22 protein-coding genes and 1 pseudogene are annotated in these 18,636 nt (G+C 60.2%); 14 read left to right on the top strand and 9 right to left on the bottom strand.

What is annotated here, in order from left to right; translation table 11 throughout:
• The first annotated feature begins 100 nt into the window (after nt 1-100).
• Genes ELH03_RS11930 through ELH03_RS37375 form a run of 3 tightly spaced genes read left to right on the top strand, consistent with a single transcriptional unit; the run spans nt 101 to nt 2,504 of the window.
• Nucleotides 101-1,207, top strand: a complete 1,107-nt coding sequence (locus tag ELH03_RS11930) for an HlyD family secretion protein (RefSeq protein ID WP_128401689.1) — start codon at nt 101-103, stop codon at nt 1,205-1,207.
• On the top strand, nt 1,197-2,237 hold the full coding sequence (locus ELH03_RS11925; protein ID WP_128401688.1) for a DUF2955 domain-containing protein: 1,041 nt from the start codon (nt 1,197-1,199) through the stop codon (nt 2,235-2,237). The genes ELH03_RS11930 and ELH03_RS11925 overlap by 11 nt, the downstream gene beginning before the upstream one ends.
• A 12-nt stretch (nt 2,238-2,249) precedes the next feature.
• A complete protein-coding gene (locus ELH03_RS37375) occupies nt 2,250-2,504 on the top strand; it encodes a hypothetical protein (RefSeq protein WP_233941259.1) in 255 nt (84 codons plus the stop codon).
• Between the two features lie 72 nt (nt 2,505-2,576).
• On the opposite strand, the gene ELH03_RS11915 is transcribed toward ELH03_RS37375, so the two are convergent.
• The 5 genes from ELH03_RS11915 to ELH03_RS11895 form a co-directional block, all read right to left on the bottom strand.
• Nucleotides 2,577-3,104 (bottom strand): CYTH domain-containing protein, encoded by a 528-nt coding sequence (locus tag ELH03_RS11915; protein ID WP_128401686.1) that lies wholly within the window; start codon nt 3,102-3,104, stop codon nt 2,577-2,579.
• A gap of 180 nt (nt 3,105-3,284) precedes the next feature.
• Nucleotides 3,285-3,617 carry a hypothetical protein gene (locus tag ELH03_RS11910; protein WP_128401685.1) on the bottom strand — a complete coding sequence of 111 codons (333 nt, stop codon included), beginning with the start codon at nt 3,615-3,617 and terminating at the stop codon, nt 3,285-3,287.
• 67 nt (nt 3,618-3,684) lie between these two features.
• Nucleotides 3,685-4,518, bottom strand: a complete 834-nt coding sequence (gene ppk2 / locus ELH03_RS11905; protein WP_128401684.1) for a polyphosphate kinase 2 — start codon at nt 4,516-4,518, stop codon at nt 3,685-3,687.
• A gap of 42 nt (nt 4,519-4,560) precedes the next feature.
• The gene (locus ELH03_RS11900) at nt 4,561-6,279 is read right to left on the bottom strand and encodes a SulP family inorganic anion transporter (protein WP_128401683.1); all 1,719 of its coding nucleotides are present in this window, start codon (nt 6,277-6,279) and stop codon (nt 4,561-4,563) included.
• Between the two features lie 198 nt (nt 6,280-6,477).
• Nucleotides 6,478-6,942, bottom strand: a complete 465-nt coding sequence (locus ELH03_RS11895) for a hypothetical protein (RefSeq protein ID WP_128401682.1) — start codon at nt 6,940-6,942, stop codon at nt 6,478-6,480.
• A gap of 449 nt (nt 6,943-7,391) precedes the next feature.
• Here ELH03_RS11895 and ELH03_RS11890 point away from each other — a divergent pair, with 449 nt between their 5' ends.
• From ELH03_RS11890 to ELH03_RS11860, 7 genes and pseudogenes are all read left to right on the top strand, one after another.
• Nucleotides 7,392-8,780, top strand: coding sequence for a DUF3300 domain-containing protein (locus ELH03_RS11890; protein WP_130766327.1), 1,389 nt, complete (start codon nt 7,392-7,394; stop codon nt 8,778-8,780).
• Between the two features lie 20 nt (nt 8,781-8,800).
• Nucleotides 8,801-9,757: a DUF2950 domain-containing protein gene (locus ELH03_RS11885; RefSeq protein WP_130766326.1), complete on the top strand. Its 957-nt coding sequence runs from the start codon at nt 8,801-8,803 to the stop codon at nt 9,755-9,757.
• Between the two features lie 81 nt (nt 9,758-9,838).
• The gene (locus ELH03_RS11880) at nt 9,839-10,072 is read left to right on the top strand and encodes a DUF2171 domain-containing protein (RefSeq protein WP_012757858.1); all 234 of its coding nucleotides are present in this window, start codon (nt 9,839-9,841) and stop codon (nt 10,070-10,072) included.
• 116 nt (nt 10,073-10,188) lie between these two features.
• Nucleotides 10,189-10,399, top strand: a pseudogene (locus ELH03_RS11875) (hypervirulence associated TUDOR domain-containing protein).
• 37 nt (nt 10,400-10,436) lie between these two features.
• Nucleotides 10,437-10,622, top strand: coding sequence for a DUF3008 family protein (locus ELH03_RS11870; protein WP_003560205.1), 186 nt, complete (start codon nt 10,437-10,439; stop codon nt 10,620-10,622).
• A 213-nt stretch (nt 10,623-10,835) separates the two neighbouring features.
• A complete protein-coding gene (gene greA, locus ELH03_RS11865) occupies nt 10,836-11,318 on the top strand; it encodes a transcription elongation factor GreA (RefSeq protein ID WP_128401679.1) in 483 nt (160 codons plus the stop codon).
• A gap of 109 nt (nt 11,319-11,427) precedes the next feature.
• The gene (locus ELH03_RS11860; RefSeq protein WP_128401678.1) at nt 11,428-11,787 is read left to right on the top strand and encodes a hypothetical protein; all 360 of its coding nucleotides are present in this window, start codon (nt 11,428-11,430) and stop codon (nt 11,785-11,787) included.
• 39 nt (nt 11,788-11,826) lie between these two features.
• Here the strand turns inward: ELH03_RS11860 and ELH03_RS11855 are convergent, their stop codons facing one another.
• Nucleotides 11,827-12,720, bottom strand: a complete 894-nt coding sequence (locus ELH03_RS11855; protein WP_128401677.1) for a LysR family transcriptional regulator ArgP — start codon at nt 12,718-12,720, stop codon at nt 11,827-11,829.
• A gap of 100 nt (nt 12,721-12,820) precedes the next feature.
• Between ELH03_RS11855 and ELH03_RS11850 the strand changes: the two genes are divergently transcribed.
• Entirely contained in the window at nt 12,821-13,429 is a 609-nt protein-coding gene (locus ELH03_RS11850) for a LysE/ArgO family amino acid transporter (protein WP_128412265.1), read from the top strand.
• 111 nt (nt 13,430-13,540) lie between these two features.
• Here the strand turns inward: ELH03_RS11850 and ELH03_RS38635 are convergent, their stop codons facing one another.
• Nucleotides 13,541-13,729: a hypothetical protein gene (locus tag ELH03_RS38635; RefSeq protein WP_012757852.1), complete on the bottom strand. Its 189-nt coding sequence runs from the start codon at nt 13,727-13,729 to the stop codon at nt 13,541-13,543.
• A gap of 73 nt (nt 13,730-13,802) precedes the next feature.
• Here ELH03_RS38635 and ELH03_RS11840 point away from each other — a divergent pair, with 73 nt between their 5' ends.
• A complete protein-coding gene (locus ELH03_RS11840) occupies nt 13,803-14,744 on the top strand; it encodes a LysR family transcriptional regulator (RefSeq protein WP_017960848.1) in 942 nt (313 codons plus the stop codon).
• A 148-nt stretch (nt 14,745-14,892) separates the two neighbouring features.
• Nucleotides 14,893-15,048: an entericidin domain-containing protein gene (locus ELH03_RS11835; protein ID WP_003540537.1), complete on the top strand. Its 156-nt coding sequence runs from the start codon at nt 14,893-14,895 to the stop codon at nt 15,046-15,048.
• Nucleotides 15,049-15,135: 87 nt separating this feature from the next.
• On the opposite strand, the gene ELH03_RS11830 is transcribed toward ELH03_RS11835, so the two are convergent.
• Both ELH03_RS11830 and ELH03_RS11825 read right to left on the bottom strand, forming a co-directional pair.
• Nucleotides 15,136-15,498: a hypothetical protein gene (locus ELH03_RS11830; RefSeq protein WP_197729994.1), complete on the bottom strand. Its 363-nt coding sequence runs from the start codon at nt 15,496-15,498 to the stop codon at nt 15,136-15,138.
• A gap of 21 nt (nt 15,499-15,519) precedes the next feature.
• The gene (locus tag ELH03_RS11825; RefSeq protein WP_197729993.1) at nt 15,520-16,521 is read right to left on the bottom strand and encodes a glycine betaine ABC transporter substrate-binding protein; all 1,002 of its coding nucleotides are present in this window, start codon (nt 16,519-16,521) and stop codon (nt 15,520-15,522) included.
• 650 nt (nt 16,522-17,171) lie between these two features.
• Here ELH03_RS11825 and ELH03_RS11820 point away from each other — a divergent pair.
• A complete protein-coding gene (locus ELH03_RS11820) occupies nt 17,172-18,626 on the top strand; it encodes a cobyric acid synthase (protein WP_128412271.1) in 1,455 nt (484 codons plus the stop codon).
• Nucleotides 18,627-18,636 lie beyond the last annotated feature (10 nt).

Below are 18,636 nucleotides of genomic sequence, written 5' to 3'. Positions count from 1 at the left end.
CCTACTTGCGTTCCATCGCCCGGTAGCGACCATCGCGACAGACGTCCGGCGCTGAAACTTTGCGCTTCCACGAAACGAAACGCTTCCGAAGGATATTGCCGTGGTTTCCGAAGACTTGGACGAGCCTGCCATTTCCCCAACGCCTCGGAATCCGCTCCGCAGGATAGCCCTCATCGTCGCTCTGCTGGCGCTCGTCTTGTTCGTCCTCTCCATCTTCATGGAACGGCGCACGCCATCGACCTCGCAGGCTCAGGTCCAGGCCTATATCGTCGGCATCGCACCCGAAGTCACCGGCCGGGTGGTGGAAGTCGGCGTCGTCGACAACTCGCGCGTCGAGGCCAATCAGATTCTCTTTCGTATCGATCCCGAGCGCTACGAACTCGCGGTCAGTGAGGCCGAGGCGAGCCTTGCAAGTGTCGGCCAGTCAATGGGCGCGTCAACGGCTGCTGTCGACGCGGCGCAGGCAAAGCTCGTAACGGCCCAGGTCGATCGGGACAATCTTCGCGAACAATCTGCGCGTGCCGAAGAGCTGGAAAAGAGGGGCGTGTATTCCAAGGCGCGGGCTGAATCAACCAGGTCGGCTTTCGGTCAGTCAGAGGCGGCCGTCACCGGTGCTGAGGCCGAGCTGGCCAAGGCCAAGGAGCAGCTCGGGCCGAGCGGAAATGACAATCCGCAGCTCCGGGCAGCTCTGGCAGCGCTCGAAAAGGCACGGCTCGATCTGGTGCGGACCACCGTTCAGGCACCTTCGGCCGGGGTCGTGACCAACCTCCAACTTACAACCGGTAAGGTCGTGTCGGCTGGACAGTCAGCCATGACCTTTATCGATGTCGGAACGATCTGGATCGCCGCCGCCTTCAAGGAGAACAGCCTCGAGAATGTCGCAGTCGGCAACCGAGCGGAAGTCCTTTTCGACGCACTTCCCGGTCGGGTGTTTCCGGCGCAAGTCGAGAGCGTTGGTTTCGGCGTATCGCAAGGCAGCACGGACCCGAACACCGGATTGCCGACGATCCGGAGCGATAGCGGCTGGGTCCAGGAGCCGCAGCGGTTTCCAGTCCGGCTCATCATCGAGGAGGCGCAGAGGCCCAAGGGCGGCGTCCGCTACGGATCGCAGGCGACCGTCGTCATCTACACCGGCGACAACCCGGTCACCAATGCCTGGGGATCGCTCTGGATCCGCATCATGTCGGTGCTGACCTATGTCCGCTGAGAGGAGCCCTGCGGTCGAGGAGCAGAAACGCAAGGGGCTTCGGGTAGCGTTCGCGGTCTCCATCGGCTTCACGCTCGCAGTCTATGCGGGGGCCATCGTGCCCTTCCTCGGTCCGCTCTTTGCCGCCCAGTTTCTGCTTGGTAGTTCGCGGCCCATGCCGCTTGCGAAGACGTTCGGCGCGGCGATGGTCATGCTGATCGCCGGGATCGCGATGATGGTTCTGACCGACGTGCTCGGCGACCGTCCGGCGCCTTTTCTGCTGATCCTGGGGCTGACTTATTTCGCATGCTTCGCGGCGCAGTCGACGGGAAAAGGAGGAGCGGCGGTCTTTCTCGTGCTCGTCGTTGCGATCATCGTGCCTCTGCTCGGCATCCTCAACAAGGAACTCGCCAACTCCATCCTGTCCATCCTAGTCACCGGGGTGTTGTCGGGTACGGCCCTGATGTGGTTTGCGCATGCGGTCTTTCCCGAGCCGTTCTCCCACCAGATCGGGGCGGCGCCGATCGAAGAGCGGCCGCCGGCCTTGGGTCGGGCACTGGCCAACACGGTCATCCTTCTGGGCTCCGTCGTGATTTGCCTGACGAGCGACAACCTGACCGCTGCGGCGGTCATTCCGATAACCGTGGCGTCGCTGCTCGGGCAGCTCGACGTTGCTGCGAGCGCGCGGGCGGCGATCGGGCTCGTGCTCGTCAACCTCTTCGGCGGCGTGCTCGCCTCCGTTGCCTACGGCGTGCTATCACTGCGCCCCAATCTTTTCTCGATCTTCCTCATCGTTCTCGTCGTCGTCCTCCTCATTGGAGGGCGCGCGGCCGCCCGCTCGAAGGACGCACCGATATTTGCTGGCGCCCTGACGACGTTCCTGATTTTGTTCGGCCTCGGGGTCTCGCCTCTGCCGGGGAGTGCTGCAGAATCTTTCGCCACCCGCATCGTCTATGTCGCGGCGGCGTTGATCTATGCGCTGTTGTTTGCCGCAATCCTGTGGCCGCGGGCCGCGGAAACGAAGAGTCGGTATGACTCAGTCGTACTCTGAGAGCAGGTTACCTTGAAGAAGTCGGCTGTCTTCAGTCCCGCGATGTTCTTGGCGTTAGTCGCTTCGGCGGCTTCAGTAGACGCCGCCCAGAGAACAGAAGACTTCCTCAATGCCCGCAAGCACTGCGAACTCGCCCATCTGTGGAAGGATCCACCCGACCCTAATGGCTTCAGCGAATGCATGAAAGAAAGGCGCTATCGCCTCCATTTCTCGCCGACCTGCCAGACCGGGAGCCGCAGGGCGCAGTGCTACGACCTGCAGCGCTGACTGCCGATGCGTTAGCATCAGGTCTTTGCTTTCAACCCGGCACGGAGGGACTGCCGCCCGTGACCAAGACACTCATTGTTCCCTCCGTCGGGGAAGCTGGCCAGCAGGTTGCAGCTTTAACATATTCCGGCTGCCGTATTCGCTACGTCGCGCAAACATTGCGAGTGTACGATTGGAAAATGCGGCATTTCCGGTCACTTCCGGGCCGAGCCACGGCGGGCAGGGAGGTTCGTCGCTTTCGTCGGCAAGCTCGATTTCTGCGACAACGAGTCCGTCGTGGACGCCACTGTAGACATCCACCTCCCAAAGGCAGCCACAATGGTTCACCTCATAGCGGGTCTTATCCACCACACTCGTTGCATAGGCGATCATTTCCAGGGCATCGGCATAGGGAATCTCATATTCGAACTCTTCGCGCCGCAGGCGCCCGGTCCGGAGTTTAACGGTCAGGACGGCATGTGCGTTATCGATGATCCTGACCCGCACGAAGCGGTTTTTCCTAGCCAGTAGATAACCTTGGCAGAATGCGGCGCCTTTGGAAGCGTGGTCCCGCCAACTATCGTTTACGACGAGGTATTTTCGCTCAATCTCCGCGGTCATCTTGCCCTCCCTTTGTCGTTCCGAACCCCGACGAACCTGGATGGCGATGCATGACGGGCTTCCCCACCAGGCCCCGCAGTCCGAACCTTAAATTGGGTATGCAGGGTGCAGCCTCCCTCCCGCTGGATCGTGCCGTCGATTGCGACATGCCGGATCCAGGACATCCGGAAGGGAAGGTTGCTAGCGCTTCAGATCGAGGACCTGTCCCGACGCCCTGAGCTGCTCAAGTGTTTTACCGAGACAACTTCCGCCGACTGGTTCGCCCAACGCCTTGGCGGTCCCGCGGACAGATATCGTTCCGGCAAGCTTGCTCGGGTTGATGTAAGTGGCCACACCATCCGCATCCAATCTGGTGAGATAGAAAACCTGGTGCAGGTTTTTATATTCGCAGGTTATCGCGATCGGAAATTGATCGAATGGCTCGGCGGCACGAGCTTGCGAACCGCATGTGCCGGCCAATGGAGGAATGCAGGCAATGGCGACAGACAGCACACGGATTGACGGATAGATCATCACACACTCCCATTGATTGAAAACATCACCGCGCCGGACAGCCGGCGCTGTTCCCGCGCGGCTTCGATCATCGTCTGTCCTCGGCGACCACATCCGGCACCACATGACGGACGCTTTCGTCTTCGACATAGCTACCGGGTCGCTTCTGACGCTTCCCGAGGTCCGGTGCGTCGAACTTCACCTTTTCGTATGGAATCGACTTCAGGATGTGCGAGATGCAGTTGATGCGCGCGCGCTTCTTGTCGTCCGACGGCACGATCCACCATGGGGCGTACTGGCGGTCCGTCGCCCGGATCATCTCGTCGTAAGCAACCGAGTAGTCCCACCACCGCTGGTACGACTCGACATCCATCGGGCTGAGCTTCCATTGCCGCAGCGGATCGTCGATCCGCCGTCTGAAGCGGCGATCCTGTTCCTCCTCGCCGACCGTGAGGAAGTACTTCAGCAAGGTGATGCCGCTTTCGACGATCGAGGCCTCGAAACCGGGAGCCAGCTCGAGAAAACGCCTTGCCTTTTTCTCCGAGCAGAATCCCATCACCCGGTCCACGCCGGGGCGATTGTACCAGCTGCGATCGAATATGACGATTTCGCCCGCGGCGGGCATATGTGCGATGTAGCGTTGCATATATATTTGCGTCTTTTCGCGATCGGTTGGCGCTGGCAGCGCGATGACGCGAAAGACCCGTGGACTGACGCGCTCGGTAATTCGCTTGATCATCCCGCCTTTGCCGGCAGCATCCCGGCCCTCGAAGATGATCACGATGCGGGCGCCCGATTTCTTCACCCAGGCCTGCAGATGCGCGAGTTCGACCTGAAGTTTTACGATTTCCTTGTCGTAGTTCCAGGACTTCTTGCGCTTCTTTTCGTCTACATCGGTGTCGTCATCCTGCCGTTTGTTCATCACTTCCTCCTCGCCCCGCTAAGGTGCCTTCGCGCCATGACCTCACTTGTGACCACCGGCCAAAGGCCGATCGCTTCCGTCCCCAAGGCGCGCGGCGCGCAGCGCGTCTTCCGTGTCGTCAAAGAAATTTTCTGCTCCGATGCCGGCAACGACGCCTGCGCGTTCCAGCAGCTCCGTGGCCTCGGCGTTCAGGTGAGCGACGCCGAAGGCGATGCCCCGCCCGGAGAGGTTTGCCTGCACGGCATCGAGTGCTGCGGCGCCGGTGCTGTCGATATGCGCAATGGCGCTGGCGTCCAGGATGAACCAACGTGTTTCGGCCGGCAGGCCATCAGCGATGGCTTGAAGCCGGATGCGGACATAATCCGCGTTGTAAAACAGCAGATTGCCCTGGATGAGACATATGGCGATGTCAGGAATGCCCCGAGCGTCCGGAAAGCGCTGCATATCGTAGAAGCCATCGCGTCCGGCAATGCGGCCAAGAAGTACGTCTCGTGGAAACATCGTCTTGCGCAGGAGATAGATCAAGGTTGCGGCGATCGCGACGATGACGCCGTTCAGCACTCCGAAGCTGATAGCCCCGAACATGGCGATCAGGGCGAAGACGAACTCCATACGGCTGATGTGCCATATCTTTCTCAGCTCGTGGACATCGATCAGGCTGATTGCGGCTGCCGCGAGGATCGCTGCCAGGGCGGGGATCGGCAGGATGCGCAGGGCATCATGCAAGAAAAGCAGCGCCGCCATCAGGGTCACGGCGGAAACGAGACCGGCTGCCTGCGATCTGCCGCCGACTGCAAGATTGATCGCTGTACGCGAGTCGGACACGGCGATGGGAAATGAACCAAACAGGCCGGGGGCGATGTTCGCCGCGCCCAGCCCGATCAGTTCCTGGTTGGCGTCGACCTCCTCGCCGGAGCGCGCCCCGAAGCTCCGCGCGGCGACGATACTCGAGCCAAAACTGATCAGAAAGACGGCTGCCGACCCAAGCACGATCCTGTCCATGGGCATTTGCGAGAGTGCATGGAGGGAGAATGACGGCAGCCCGGTAGGGAGATCACCAACGACGCGGATGCCTGCGGCTTCAAAGTTGAAGATGGCGGAGAGAATGACGGAAACGACGACGACGACGACGGGTCCCGGTACAGGCAGCCGTGTGGCTTTCACGATCCACAACAATGCGAACATGGCGAGGCCGAACAGCAATGTCGGCCAATGGATCAAGGCACTCTTGCGAATGATCTCGGCAATCGGCGGCAGGAGGCCGTCGGACTCGATACGCACCCCGGTAAAGCGGCCGATCTGCCCGACAAGGATGGAGATGGATACGCCGGCAAAGAAACCGACCAGAATCGGGCGGGATAGAAAGCTTGCGAGGACGCCCAGCCGCAGCAGCCGTGCTGCAAAATAGAAGCCTCCGACGCCGAGCGCCAGGGCAGACGCGATCGCAACCGGATCGGCTGATGTGCCGGCGGGTTGCGCGGCGATGACAGTTCCCATGACCGCTGCGAGAACCGCCATGGTCCCGGCGTCCGGCCCGACCACCAATAGCCGCGACGGCCCGAACAGAGCGTAGGCAACGGGCGCGACGATACTTGCATATATCCCTGTTTCCGGGGGGAGGCCGGCGATGGCGGGATAAGCGATCGCACTCGGCAGGCCGACAGCTGCAATCGACAGCCCCGCAGGAATATCGCTTCGCAGCCAGTCCGCGCGAAATCCCTCCAGGCCCCTGAATATCGGCATATGAAAACGCTGAAGCATGCCACTCCCCCGGAAATTCATTCATCTGCTGAAGCGAACTCAGGCTACCAGTGGGTAGCCTCCGATCGCTCCAGACTGGGCGCAGATTGGGCTTTGACGAAGATGGTCTTGCCAAGCAGCATCAGCCGAAGGGTTGACCGCGGGCGCCGATGCGCCGGCCGAACCCATGGCTGACGAACTGCATAGTTGCGCAGCGGCCTAGCCGACTGGTGCCTCCCAATTCAGGAAGAAGCCGATGTCGCCCGGCATGCCGCCCGGAAAACTGATGACCATCGCTTTCAGCTTGTAGCCGTGAGGCCGGGCGACTTCGACGAAAAGATCATATATTTCCTTGGCTTTTCCTTGAAGCGTCGTCGGCCACTCTGGCCGGGCACTGTTGATCGCGCGGCCGCTATCCGTGCAGAAGCTCGACGGAAAGCTATAGACCATGGCCTCGGATTTGCCGTCGGCGGCTGCCTTCATGACGACGCGCCTGATAATGTCACGTTCCTTGTCGCCGACGTGTTTGCGGAAGAAGTCATCGACGAACTCCGCGTGTTTTTTTGCTTCACGCGCTTTGACTTTGTCATCACGCTGCATTTCTATCAGCTGCAGTTCCAGAGCTTTCTGCCTCAATTCGTCCGCGCTAAGCATTTGAGGATTTGACTTTTCACTTTCAGCCATGACGTTGCCTCCCAGTGGCCGAAGGCCAAGACCGAAAACTACAGCACCGATAAGTCAAACTAGACAGTATGATACTGTAGGTTCTGGTAACCTACGGCCTGGCCGATATTTTAGCCGTCAGCCGCGCCCTTGCGGTGACTGATAATTGGCGTGCCATATCGCCTTCAAAGGCGGCAGGTTCCGTGTGTCTGACCGCGTGATCAAGCGGCCCGCGGTCGATTTTAGCCAGCGCGCTGAACTCCGCTTTTGTAAGTGTGTTACTGTAACATACGTACCAGATCAGTCCCGCGACTACGCCTGGCGCTGTTTTTGCTATAAATTTGGAGCAAAAGACGGCTTGGCCGATGTTTAGCTATCAATCTTCCTTCACTCGGAGGAGTATGCGGCACGAGCGAAGATACAATAGTCGACAGCCTACACACCATGTCTGACCGCAGGGAGGATTTGAGATGGCTAGACCTCACGCATTGTTACTCGCCACGGGCTTGTTCCTGCCTTTTGCAGGTTTCCCGTTTTCGCCACATCTGACTCCGCCTGCCGCCGCGCAGGAGCCGGCCGCTTCCAATCCCGTCGTGGCGGAAGACGACGCGCCGGCGCCGCTGAGCGAGGACGAACTCGAAATCCTGGTGGCGCGGATCGCGCTTTATCCGGACGAACTGGTTGCGCTCGTCACGTCGGCGTCGCTCTACCCACTGCAGGTCGTGGAAGCAGCCCGGTTTCTCGAAACCCTGAAGAAGCAGCCCAAGCTCAAGCCGAAGACGACGTGGGATGGCAGCATCGTATCGCTGCTGAATTATCCTCAGATCGTGACGATGATGAGCGAGGATCTGGACTGGACGCAGTCGCTCGGAGAGGCGCTCTCCTACCAGCAGAAGGACGTCCTGATCGCCATACAACAACTGCGTGACAAAGCGGTCGCCGACGACATCATCAAGACCGACGACAAGATCAAGGTCAGCCAGGAGAACGACAACGTCGTGATCGTCTCCGCCAGTCCTGACAAGATCTACGTTCCACAATACGCGCCGGAGATGCTGTATGAACCAAACTATGTGGCCGAGCCTATCGGCTACTATTCCGAGCCGTATCCGAACTACTATTATCCGACCGCCACCTTTTTCGCGGGCGTGGTGACGGGAGCGGTGTGGGCCGCCGCCGTCGACTGGAACCGCTGGGGCGTATGGGGCGGGCGCTGGAACGGCAATGTCGATATCGACTGCAACAATTGCCTCAACAACATCAACGGCAAAGTGAATATCAACGACGTCGACTGGAAGAATGTCGACCGCAGCAAGATCGGGTTCGACGGCGCGCAGTTCAACAAGATCGACCGCAGCTCCTTCCGGAGCAGTATCGAGGCGAATCCCGGCAACAGGGTCGGAGCAGGAGGCAACGACCGTGTGAACACGATCCGCGACCAGCCAGGCAAAATCAGTGTCAACGATGTCCGCAAGAGCAAGGTCGATGCGGACAGGATCAGTGCTGCCCGCAACAAGGCAGGCAATACGGGAGCGGCTCCTGGAGGCGGGAAGGCAGCGCAGGCCGCGCAGAACCGCAGGCCCGACGCGAGGACGACGAACAGAGCTGGTGAAAAAGCAAGGCCTGGGGGCAACGCCAAACGCCAGGTCGCAAAGCCGAAGCCTGCGGCCCGGGTCGACAGCCGGCCCAGAAAGCCATCAGCCCTCGGTCAGGTCGACAGCGGCAAGCGCGCGCAGATGCAGTCCAACCGCGGCCGACAGGCCATGGCCGGGAGCAATCGCGGCGGCGGTAGAGCAATGCGTGGCGGTGGCGGTGGCGGCGGCCGCGGCGGCGGCGGCCGCGGCGGCGGTCGTCGGTGACCGAAAGAAGGAGGAAAGTCATGACCAAGTCAGTCAGAAACATGCTTCTGGGTTCTGTGTTCGCTCTTGCGTCTCTCGCCACCAATCCGGTTCCGACATCTGCAGCAGAGCCATCCGATGAGACCGTCATCTCGGGCTTCGCTTCGCAGAGCGATCCCCCGGTATTCGAGACGCCGGAACAAGCCGTCGACGCCTTCAAGGCGGCCTTGTCGGCTGATGATTTCGACAAGTTCGCGGCGCTGCTGGGAATTGATGCCGCGAAAGCGAAGGCAGGCGAAGGGGTGATGGACACCTACGCACAGATCCGGGACGGCACGAAGAAGAAGATCGTCGTGAAGGACGTCGACGGCCGCAAGATCATCGAGATCGGTGACAAATTATGGCCTCTGCCATTTCCGATCGCGAAGGGCGACGATGGCAAATGGGGCTTCGACACCTATGCCGGGTTCGAGGAGATCATCGATCGTCGCGTCGGCGAGAACGAATTGCAGACCATCGACACGATGCGGGCCTATGTCGACGCCCAAAAGGAATATTCATCCGCCGACCACGACGACGACGGCGTTCTGGAATATGCCCAGAAACTGATCAGCAGCGATGGCAAAACCGATGGTCTCTATTGGTCGCCTGATCTGGGCGAGGGTGATAGCCCGGCGGGCAACGCCCTCGAAGACAATGCGGCGCTTGATAAAGCCAAGGCCGGCGAGGGCTATTACGGCTATCGCTACAGGATTATCGACAGCCAGGGGCCGAACATCGCGGGCGGAAAGTTCGATTACGTGATCAACGGCAACATGATCGCAGGATTTGCCCTTATCGCCTGGCCGATCCGATATGGCGAAACCGGCGTGCACGCCTTCGTCGTGAACGCGAACGGCACGGTCTACCAGGCCGATCTCGGTCGGGAGACCGAAAAAATAGCTGCTGGCGTCAGGACCTTCAACCCGGGTGACAATTGGGACGTGACTGCTGATTGAACACGGTCGCGCGTGTTGGGAACCAAGTCTGCTCCACCTCGTTGCCGCTTCGTACCTGACAATGTTGCAAAGGAGGAAACGATGATTTCCGCAGAGCAGATCCGTGAACATATGGAAGTGCGGGCTGCCGACGGCACCCATGTCGGCACAGTCGATCATCTCGACGGCCCCACGCGTATCAAGCTGACGAAGCTCGATTCGGAGGACGGCAAGCACCACTTGATCCCGATCGACTGGGTCGATCACGTCGATGCTCACGTCCATCTGTCGAAGAACGCCAGGGATGTTCGAAGCCAGTGGGCCACCATCAACTGACAGCCGGTCGGCTGCGGCTTGCGGGCCGCAGCCTCCTTAGAACAGGATGATTAAAGCATGATGTCGTCCGAAAACCGCTGACACTTTTCGGCATCATGCTGTCAAAGGAACCTGTCATGTCGAAGCAATTGAAGAAGGGCAATGAGGTAAGCTGGAATACCAGCCAGGGAAAAACAGAGGGCAGGGTGGTCAAAAAGGCAGAGCAGTCCGACAAAGATCATAGGCCATAGCGTGAAGGCATCGAAGGCCGAGCCGCAATATATCGTCGAGAGCGACAAGTCGGGAAAGCGCGCTGCACACAAGCCCGACGAACTCAGGAGGCTTTGACGCCGGCCACCGCCCGTTCAAGCGATAGGAGATTGATATGCCAGCCAAGTCCAAGGCCCAGCAAAAGGCCGCAGGCGCCGCACTTTCGGCCAAGCGCGGCGAGACGCCCAAGAGCGAACTCAAAGGCGCCTCGAAACAAATGGTCGAATCCATGAGCGAAAAGCAGCTCGAGGAGTTCGCCTCAACCAAGAGGAAGGGCAAACCCCAGCACGTTTCGAAATAAGGGTGCCGAGCACCGCCATGCGTTGCAGGACCTTCCCGCCGCTTAACAGCTACGGGGCGGTGATCTTGAAAGCGGTTGCCTCTGCCGCCGGCGACGGCTGCCTATGAAGCAAGGTTGGCGGTTCGTTCGCGGTCGGTGTATGGTTCCGACAATCGTTTCGAGGCAATTGCCCATCAGCTAGAAGAGCGCATCGCGCTAAAACGGAGTCCGAGATTGGCCGTCGCTTTTACCAAGGAAGAGAGTTTCGAAACCGCTTCGGAAACCCTGCTGCCCGATCGTCCGATTTCGGCGCATCCGAACCTTGTTACGGAAGCAGGACTGAAGGCTCTCGAGCTGCAGTTCAAAGAGGCTCGCGAGGCCTATGATGGCGCGAGCACCATCGACGACGTGAACGAACGGCGGCGGCAGACAGCCAATCCTTTGCGTGATCTTCGCTATTTAGCGGCAAGACTTCGCACTGCCCAGCTCGTGCCTGACCCTACGTCAACCGACACCGTCGCCTTCGGCGGCACGGTGACTTTCCGCCGTGACGACGGGCGCGTGCAGACCTATCGTATCGTCGGAGAGGACGAAGCCGATCCCAAAGCCGGATCGATTTCCTACGTTTCTCCGGTGGCGCGGTTGCTGATGGGCAAGGCTGTCGGCGATGTGGTTGAGACAGGCGGCCAGGAACTGGAAATCATCGCCATCGCATAGGAGAGCGCTGTTCGCGCAGCCCTCTCATTATTTTGGTACCATCCGGTACTTTATTTATCGAACCTTTACCATCGGTGGCTAGAACGATGACATTCCACCATCGAAAGTCATGCTCATGGTCAGCGCAATTTCCAGTTCTGCATCCACCATTTTGAGTTCAACCGCTACAACCTCGTCTTCCAGTTCGTCAGATCAGCTTGCCTCTCTCGAGGCACAGCTTGCCGAAAAGAAGGCAGCCCTGTCGGAAACGCAGGACGAGCAAGAGAAGGCCACGATCGAAAAATCCATCGATACGCTGGAGGCGAAGATTGCCAAGCTTGAAGCGAGCGAGAGCAGCCAGACTCAGGCGTCTACTGCATCGAAGCCTGCCGGTGACGCTCCTGGAGAATTTTCCGGCGAAAGCGAGCGTATCGGCACGACGAATTTTGACGAGACCAGTGAGTTCGGCAACCGCACGGCTTACGTCTGATAAAAGCGACCCGGTTCTGCTGCATTCTTGAGTGACGCGTCAAAGACGGCGCTTGGCCACAGTGACAACTTCGCGCGTCAGATCCGCCAGACGATCGGCGGCGAGGCGGTTGATCTGCCAGTAGAGCGGGACATCGAGCGGTGTGTTGGGCGCCAGCTCGACCAGCCGTCCGGACGCGAGATGCTCGCGGGTCAGCTGGGTCGGGTTCATCCCCCAACCCATACCCGATAGGCTCGCCTCGACGAAACTTTGCGGCGATGGCAGCCAGTGGGTGGGATAGTCGAGATCGCGTCCGAACATTCGCCGCACCCAGCTGCTTTGCAGCCTGTCCTTCTGATTGAAGGTCAGCGCCGGGGCGTTGCGGATCGCCTCTGATGTCACGCCATGCGGAAAGTGGCGTGCGACGAAGTCGGGGGTTGCCGTTGCATGGTAACTCAGAATGCCGAGGGCAAAACGTCGGCATCCGCGGACCGGCTTTTCCAGGCTGGTGACAGCGGCGATCACCCGCCCGCGCTGCAGCCATTCGGCGGTGTGGTCCTGATCGTCGACGGCGACGTTCAGCAGATAGGAAGAGCTCCTGGCGAAATTCGACATGGCCTCGACGAACCATGTCCCGAGGCTGTCGGCGTTCGTCGCGATTTGAAGCGTGACCCTTTGGCGTGGTTCGTCGGGATGGACGAGAGCCGGCAACTGCCCGAAGAGTTCGGCTTCCAGCATGCCGACATTCTCCATATGGCGGCACAGCCATTCTCCCTTTTCGGTCGCCGTGCACGGCGTGCCCCTGACGATGAGGACGACGCCGAGACGTTCCTCGAGCTGCTTCACGCGCTGAGAAATAGCCGATGGGGTCACGTTCAGGACGGTCGCAGCTCTTTCGAAGCTGCCTGTTTGGACAATGGTTGCGACGGCGCGCAGAGCGGGATAGTCGAGCACAGATTAGTTTCACTTAATCAGAGTAAGGTAGATTAACTAGCCTAATTCTCCCAATCGCGATAGCGCAACCTCAGCGAAATGAGGGGCGGTGGCCGAAGCGATGAGTTTTCCGATCTATGGAACCGGCCTGATGATGGGCCTCAGCCTGATTGTCGCCATCGGCGCGCAGAACGCCTTTATCCTCCGCCAGGGCTTGCGAAACGAACATGTCTTCGCCGTCTGCCTCGCATGCGCGGTCTCCGATGCCGCGCTGATCGTGCTTGGCGTGACCAGCCTCCAGCAAATCGCCAGGTTCATGCCCTGGCTCGATCCTGTCATGCGTTATGGCGGAGCAGCATTTCTGGTCTGGTACGGGGCAAGAAGCCTCTATTCGGCCTTGCGGTCGTCCGCCGCTCTCACGGCCGGGGAAGCCAAAACATCGAGCTTTCGGCAGACGCTCGCAACCTGCCTCGCACTCACCTGGCTCAATCCGCACGTCTATCTCGACACGGTCGTGCTGCTCGGCACGATATCGACACGATATCCGGGACAACAGGCTTCTTTTGCCGCAGGGGCGGTGACGGGTTCCTTCCTGTTCTTCTTTTCGCTCGGATATGGCGCAAAGCGGCTGCGGCCGATTTTCTCCAAACCTTCATCCTGGCGCATGCTGGAAACGCTCGTCGCTTTCACGATGTGGATCATAGCCTTCAAACTGCTGGGCGGGATGTGATCGCGGTTCGACCGTCGATCATTCGCTGCGGCGCAGGTCGAGCGGGACGTTGCGAGTTGACCGGCATCGATCTGCCCAGATCCTCAGCGGATTCAAAGCGATGAAGCGTCTCTACCGCGTCCCATCGCAAGCGCGGCGCTCCGGGACGGTCAACTCGAGCTCGCGCTGGCAATCTGCCAGCAGATGTGGCGGAAAGCGCCTTAGCTCCCGGAGCGCATGTTCATGGTTGGCATCCCTGCGCCTCTGCGACTTGAATGCGGAAAGGGCCTGTACGATATTCCAGATGCTTGTTTGAGACATGTCGGGCCTCCTTTGCTGCATTTAGCTGCCGACACCCGAAATATGAGGGTCAATTGACATTCAATCAAACAAAATGATATGGGGTTATAAATCAGAAAAATTGAAAGATGCGACGATGAGCATTCCATTTCGCCGTCCCATTCCTTTGCTTGATAACGAAGTGCTGCGTACCTTCGTGGCAATCGCCGAGACAGGCAATTTTTCGACCGCCGCAGAGGCGGTCTTCCGTACGCCGTCGGCAGTGTCGATGCAGATCAAGAAGCTTGAAGAACAGCTTGGTGCGACGCTGTTTCTGCGCGACGCCCGCTCGGTATCACTGACGCGCCACGGCGAGATGTTGCTGTCCTACGCGCGCAACATCCTGGCGCTGTCGAACGAGGCGGTGTCGCGCTTCATCATGCCGGAGCTCAGCGGCGTCGTGCGGCTCGGCGCGCCGGAGGATATCGGCGAACGGCTGCTGCCGAGCATCCTGAAGAGTTTCGCCGAGAGCTATCCCGGCATCATGGTCGATGTGACGATCGACATGAGCATCGGGCTGAAGAAGCGCATGGAGGAGCAGCGGCTCGACCTGGCGTTGATCAACTGTGCGACACGGCCGTTCCCGACTGGCGGAGAGGTGGTATTCCGCGAGCGGCTGGTCTGGGCCGGCGCCAAGTGCGGTTCGGCGCATCGCCGCGATCCGCTGCCGATCTCGATCTGGGAAGACGGCTGCATCTGGCGTCAGGAGGCACTCTCCCAGCTCGAACGCAACAAGCGGCATTATCGCGTCGCCTATCTCAGCGGCCACACGATGGCGCAGCGCGCTGCCGTGCTTTCCGATCTCGCCATCGCGCCGTTGCCGCTGTCCTATGTCAACGAGGACATGGCGATCCTCGGGCCTCAGGAAGGGCTGCCGGAGCTCGGCGCCTTCGATATCCGCCTGCTGACCGCCTCCCAAGTGTCGGGGCCGATCGAGACGGTGGCCGACAGCATTCGCGGCGCCTTTGCCGAGAGAGCGAAGGCGGTGGCCGCCTAGCTGCATCGGACAGGATTATGAGCCGATCGAAAGTGCGGCGCTGTAGCGGGTGTCCTTATAGCCAGTGAACCTTTTGGTTTGTCGTGCGTTATTGGCGCGGACGGCAATTGTCGCCGTTCGGGGTAGATTTCAAACAAGGATATCCGAGATGACGACAACGGCCAAAATTGCCGCAGCCTTGATGGTTCTTCTTGCCCTTTCCTCCTGCGGCAACACGATCCGCGGCATAGGAAAGGATACGGCAAATACCGTGAACGCTACGCAGGATGCCGGCCGCTCGGTCGACCGCGCCGCGAAGAAGTAACCCCACGGTTCAGGTTCCTTCCGGGATTGCCAGATCACGTGCTGACTGGGTCGGATCATCCTAACGGATGACCGGGGCCGGATCTTCCTAACGGATGACCGGGGGATAAAGCTTTTCCAGCCCGCCGGCTCGGTCGAGACCGGTCCGGAAGGCCTGGTAGGCGGGATGTTGGCTGGAGCGGGCGGCTTCCATCAGTCGAATCTGTAACCGGTCCGGCGCCTGGGTTCCGAGCCAAATTCCCAGATTTTCGAGCTTCAGCGAGTTCAGGAAACGCGATCCGGCGGCAAGATCGAGATGGCGGCGCAGGCCGTCGAGCAGGTTGTCGTCCTGGGCGGCATTTTCCATCAGTAGCACCAAATACGACTTGTCGGTCTCCGACAGCGCGGCGAGTTTTTCCGCAACGGTATCGCGGTCGGGAAAGGGAACATTGCCTGTCATCGAATCGTCCATGCTTGATCGTGTTTTGGGTCGTTATAAGCTCGCCTTGACCTTCCCGGCTACATCCGCTGGCACCCATTTCGTCCACAGACTCTCGTAATTGCGAAGGAAATAGATCGCGGCATCCTCGTTGCTTTCGCGATTCTCGTCCTGCCAGGCGAGCACCTGGTTGATCGTCTCATTGTCCCATTTGCGGGTCTTGAGATAGGTCGTGACAGGTCCGGCGCGGCTGGCGAAAGACCGGGTCATCAGCGTGAAGGCGCGCGAGACCGGGTAGGAATTCAGCTGCGGCCTCGAGCAGCCGGCAACCGCGGTACAGCGGTCCCATTCGCTCTTGTTGTGGCCGACGCCGAAGCTCAGGCGCGTCATGTCGTATTTGCCGAGGATGGCAGTCGGCGCCCAGTAATAACCGAGCCAGCCGACCTTGTTTTCGAAAGCGCGGGCAATCGACGCATCAAGCTGTTCGGGGCTGCCGGTTTCGACAAGCTCGAAGCTCTTCTTGTCGGCGGCAAGCGCCTTGAACAGGTTGGTGGTTGATATCTGGCAGCTCCAGTCGGCGGGACAGTTGTAAACTGCGCCCTTCGACGGGTCGTCCTCGGCGGGGAAGAGTTCGGGATGTTTCAGCGCGCCTTCGACCGAGCGGATGTCGGGGTGGGCGTCAGCGATGAATTTCGGGATCCACCAACCCTCGACGGCGCCGTCCGCCAGGATTTCGGCCCCCTGCACCAACCGACCGCTGTTGATGGCTTGATCGAGCAGGGCCCTGACGGAATTGATCCAGTATTCCGAGGCGATGTCGGGCGTGCCGTTCTCATTCATCGAGGCGAAGGTCGGCAAGGTGTCGCCATCGACAATGGTGACGGAACAGCCGTATCCCTTTTCCAGGATGATCTTGTCGAAGCTCGCCGCAATGCCTGCCGAGGCCCATTTCATTTCGGCGATCGAAACGCTGCCGCATTCGGCGGCTTCAGCCGGCGTGACGGTAGAAATAGCCGCGGCAAAGACGGCCGGAATCAGAAACGTCTTCATCGTCATTCCCCGAATTCTTCTTAGGCGGACGCGCAGGCTCTGAAATCAACCGACAAATATCTCCGGCACCCGAAGGGAAAACGCCTGCCGGGCGATTCAGCAACAGGCTTTCCGGTTCACGGGCACCGTCCGTCCTTGCGGCTCCGGCAACTCGTCGCAGGCCATGTTCAACAATGGCGCATTGTGACGGAGCCTACGCGTTCGCTCGCAGAAATCAACCATCTTCTGCTCATGGTTGCGTGACTAAATTATTGAATTCGAAGAATTTATGTGAGGATCTCGAAAATGGCGCCCCTGGGCGAAATGCACGCTCTTCGCGATCGGCGGCGGATCTTCGGCAGAAATTTCGACGAGAATGTCAAAAAAGATCAAAATTAACATTTGCGTAAGCCTTCAATAACTCTCCGGTAAGAATGTGCCGTTATCAGTTGGGTCGTGGCGGCAATGACCGCCGCTTCTCTGGTTCAGGTAGTGCGTACCGGAGAAAGCGAGCTTCGCCGTGTAAGGGCGAAGACGCCTGAGTTTTCGGCAAACCGCGCAGAGCCATGGCCATGCGCGGTTTTCGCGTTTCAGAGACGGAACTTTGGGCCAAGTCTTGACCCGGGATTGCCGCCCATTGTAGGCCTCGCCTGAACGAGAGGCGGATGCGGGCCACCATGGCAAGAGCGATCATGCTGCAGGGAACCGGCTCCGATGTCGGCAAGACGGTTCTGGTTGCGGGCCTCTGCCGGCTGGCGGCCAATCGCGGGCTGACGGTCCGGCCGTTCAAGCCACAGAATATGTCGAACAATGCGGCGGTCGCCGATGACGGCGGCGAGATCGGTCGGGCGCAGTGGCTGCAGTCGCTGGCCGCGCGCACGCCATCCTCGGTGCACATGAACCCGGTGCTGCTTAAGCCGCAATCGGAAAATGGCAGCCAGATCATCGTGCAGGGCAGGGTGTTCGGCCAGGCGAAGGGGCGGGACTACCAGCGGCTGAAACCTGAGCTGCTCGGCGCCGTGCTCGAAAGTTTCGAAAAAGTGGCTGCGGGCGTCGACCTCGTTATCGTCGAGGGCGCCGGATCGCCGGCCGAGATCAATCTCAGGGCCGGCGATATCGCCAATATGGGCTTTGCGACGCGGGCCGGCGTGCCCGTCGTGCTTGTCGGCGATATCGACCGCGGCGGCGTCATCGCTTCGCTGGTCGGTACGCATGCAATCCTCGATGATGGCGACCGGGCGATGATTGCGGGCTATATCATCAATAAATTCCGCGGCGACGTTTCGTTGTTTGACGACGGCATCCGCGCCATCGAAGGCTTTACCGGCTGGCGATGCTTCGGCGTCGTGCCGTGGCTGCCGGGTGCGGCGCGCCTGCCGGCCGAAGATTCGGTTGTGCTCGAACGGCTGGCGAGGGGCGGGGCGGGCGCGCTGAAGATCGCCGTGCCGGTGCTGCCACGTATCGCCAATTTCGACGATCTCGATCCGCTGAGGACCGAGCCGGATGTCGAACTGGTCTTCGTGCGATCAGGCGAGCGGATACCTGCCGATGCGAGCCTCGTTGTGCTTCCCGGCTCGAAATCGACGATATCGGATCTCGCCGACTTCAGGGCGCAAGGCTGGGACCGCGATCTCCAGGCGCATGTCAGGCGCGGCGGCCGGGTGATCGGCATCTGCGGCGGCTACCAGATGCTCGGCCGGACGGTGCACGATCCGCTCGGCATCGAGGGTGGGACGCTCGAGACGCCGGGGCTTGGGCTGCTCGACATCGAGACCGAGATGGCGCCGGAGAAGACCGTGCGCAACAGCCAGGCTCGCTCGACCGAATATAACGCGCCGCTTGCCGGCTACCAGATCCATCTCGGCATCACCCGCGGCCCGGATTGCAATCGGCCTTCGGCGATCATCGATGGAGCACCCGACGGGGCGCTTTCGGCCGACGGCCGGATCATGGGCACCTATCTGCACGGGCTCTTCGGCAGTGACACCTACCGCGCCCGACTGCTTCAAAGCTTCGGCCTATCAGGCGAGCGGAGGAATTACCGCGAGAGCGTCGAGCAGGCGCTCGACGACGTCGCCGGGGAATTGGAACGTCATCTCGATCCACGCTGGCTGGCCGGGCTGCTCGGTTAGGAAGTGTGGA

Source organism: Rhizobium beringeri (assembly GCF_004306515.1).
GTDB lineage: Bacteria > Pseudomonadota > Alphaproteobacteria > Rhizobiales > Rhizobiaceae > Rhizobium > Rhizobium beringeri.
Note: the sequence above shows the minus strand (reverse complement) of the source record. Positions and strands in the feature narration are given on the sequence as shown.

What these genes read in the sequence shown, in the direction of transcription:
- ELH03_RS11925 (WP_128401688.1), top strand. Translation starts at nt 1,197, where the DNA reads ATGTCCGCTGAGAGGAGCCCTGCGGTCGAGGAGCAGAAACGCAAGGGG.
- ELH03_RS11915 (WP_128401686.1), bottom strand. Translation starts at nt 3,104, where the DNA reads ATGACCGCGGAGATTGAGCGAAAATACCTCGTCGTAAACGATAGTTGG.
- ELH03_RS11910 (WP_128401685.1), bottom strand. Translation starts at nt 3,617, where the DNA reads ATGATCTATCCGTCAATCCGTGTGCTGTCTGTCGCCATTGCCTGCATT.
- ppk2 (WP_128401684.1), bottom strand. Translation starts at nt 4,518, where the DNA reads ATGAACAAACGGCAGGATGACGACACCGATGTAGACGAAAAGAAGCGC.
- ELH03_RS11900 (WP_128401683.1), bottom strand. Translation starts at nt 6,279, where the DNA reads ATGCTTCAGCGTTTTCATATGCCGATATTCAGGGGCCTGGAGGGATTT.
- ELH03_RS11895 (WP_128401682.1), bottom strand. Translation starts at nt 6,942, where the DNA reads ATGGCTGAAAGTGAAAAGTCAAATCCTCAAATGCTTAGCGCGGACGAA.
- ELH03_RS11890 (WP_130766327.1), top strand. Translation starts at nt 7,392, where the DNA reads ATGGCTAGACCTCACGCATTGTTACTCGCCACGGGCTTGTTCCTGCCT.
- ELH03_RS11885 (WP_130766326.1), top strand. Translation starts at nt 8,801, where the DNA reads ATGACCAAGTCAGTCAGAAACATGCTTCTGGGTTCTGTGTTCGCTCTT.
- ELH03_RS11880 (WP_012757858.1), top strand. Translation starts at nt 9,839, where the DNA reads ATGATTTCCGCAGAGCAGATCCGTGAACATATGGAAGTGCGGGCTGCC.
- ELH03_RS11870 (WP_003560205.1), top strand. Translation starts at nt 10,437, where the DNA reads ATGCCAGCCAAGTCCAAGGCCCAGCAAAAGGCCGCAGGCGCCGCACTT.
- ELH03_RS11860 (WP_128401678.1), top strand. Translation starts at nt 11,428, where the DNA reads ATGCTCATGGTCAGCGCAATTTCCAGTTCTGCATCCACCATTTTGAGT.
- ELH03_RS11850 (WP_128412265.1), top strand. Translation starts at nt 12,821, where the DNA reads ATGAGTTTTCCGATCTATGGAACCGGCCTGATGATGGGCCTCAGCCTG.
- ELH03_RS38635 (WP_012757852.1), bottom strand. Translation starts at nt 13,729, where the DNA reads ATGTCTCAAACAAGCATCTGGAATATCGTACAGGCCCTTTCCGCATTC.
- ELH03_RS11840 (WP_017960848.1), top strand. Translation starts at nt 13,803, where the DNA reads ATGATATGGGGTTATAAATCAGAAAAATTGAAAGATGCGACGATGAGC.
- ELH03_RS11835 (WP_003540537.1), top strand. Translation starts at nt 14,893, where the DNA reads ATGACGACAACGGCCAAAATTGCCGCAGCCTTGATGGTTCTTCTTGCC.
- ELH03_RS11830 (WP_197729994.1), bottom strand. Translation starts at nt 15,498, where the DNA reads ATGGACGATTCGATGACAGGCAATGTTCCCTTTCCCGACCGCGATACC.
- ELH03_RS11825 (WP_197729993.1), bottom strand. Translation starts at nt 16,521, where the DNA reads ATGACGATGAAGACGTTTCTGATTCCGGCCGTCTTTGCCGCGGCTATT.
- ELH03_RS11820 (WP_128412271.1), top strand. Translation starts at nt 17,172, where the DNA reads ATGGCAAGAGCGATCATGCTGCAGGGAACCGGCTCCGATGTCGGCAAG.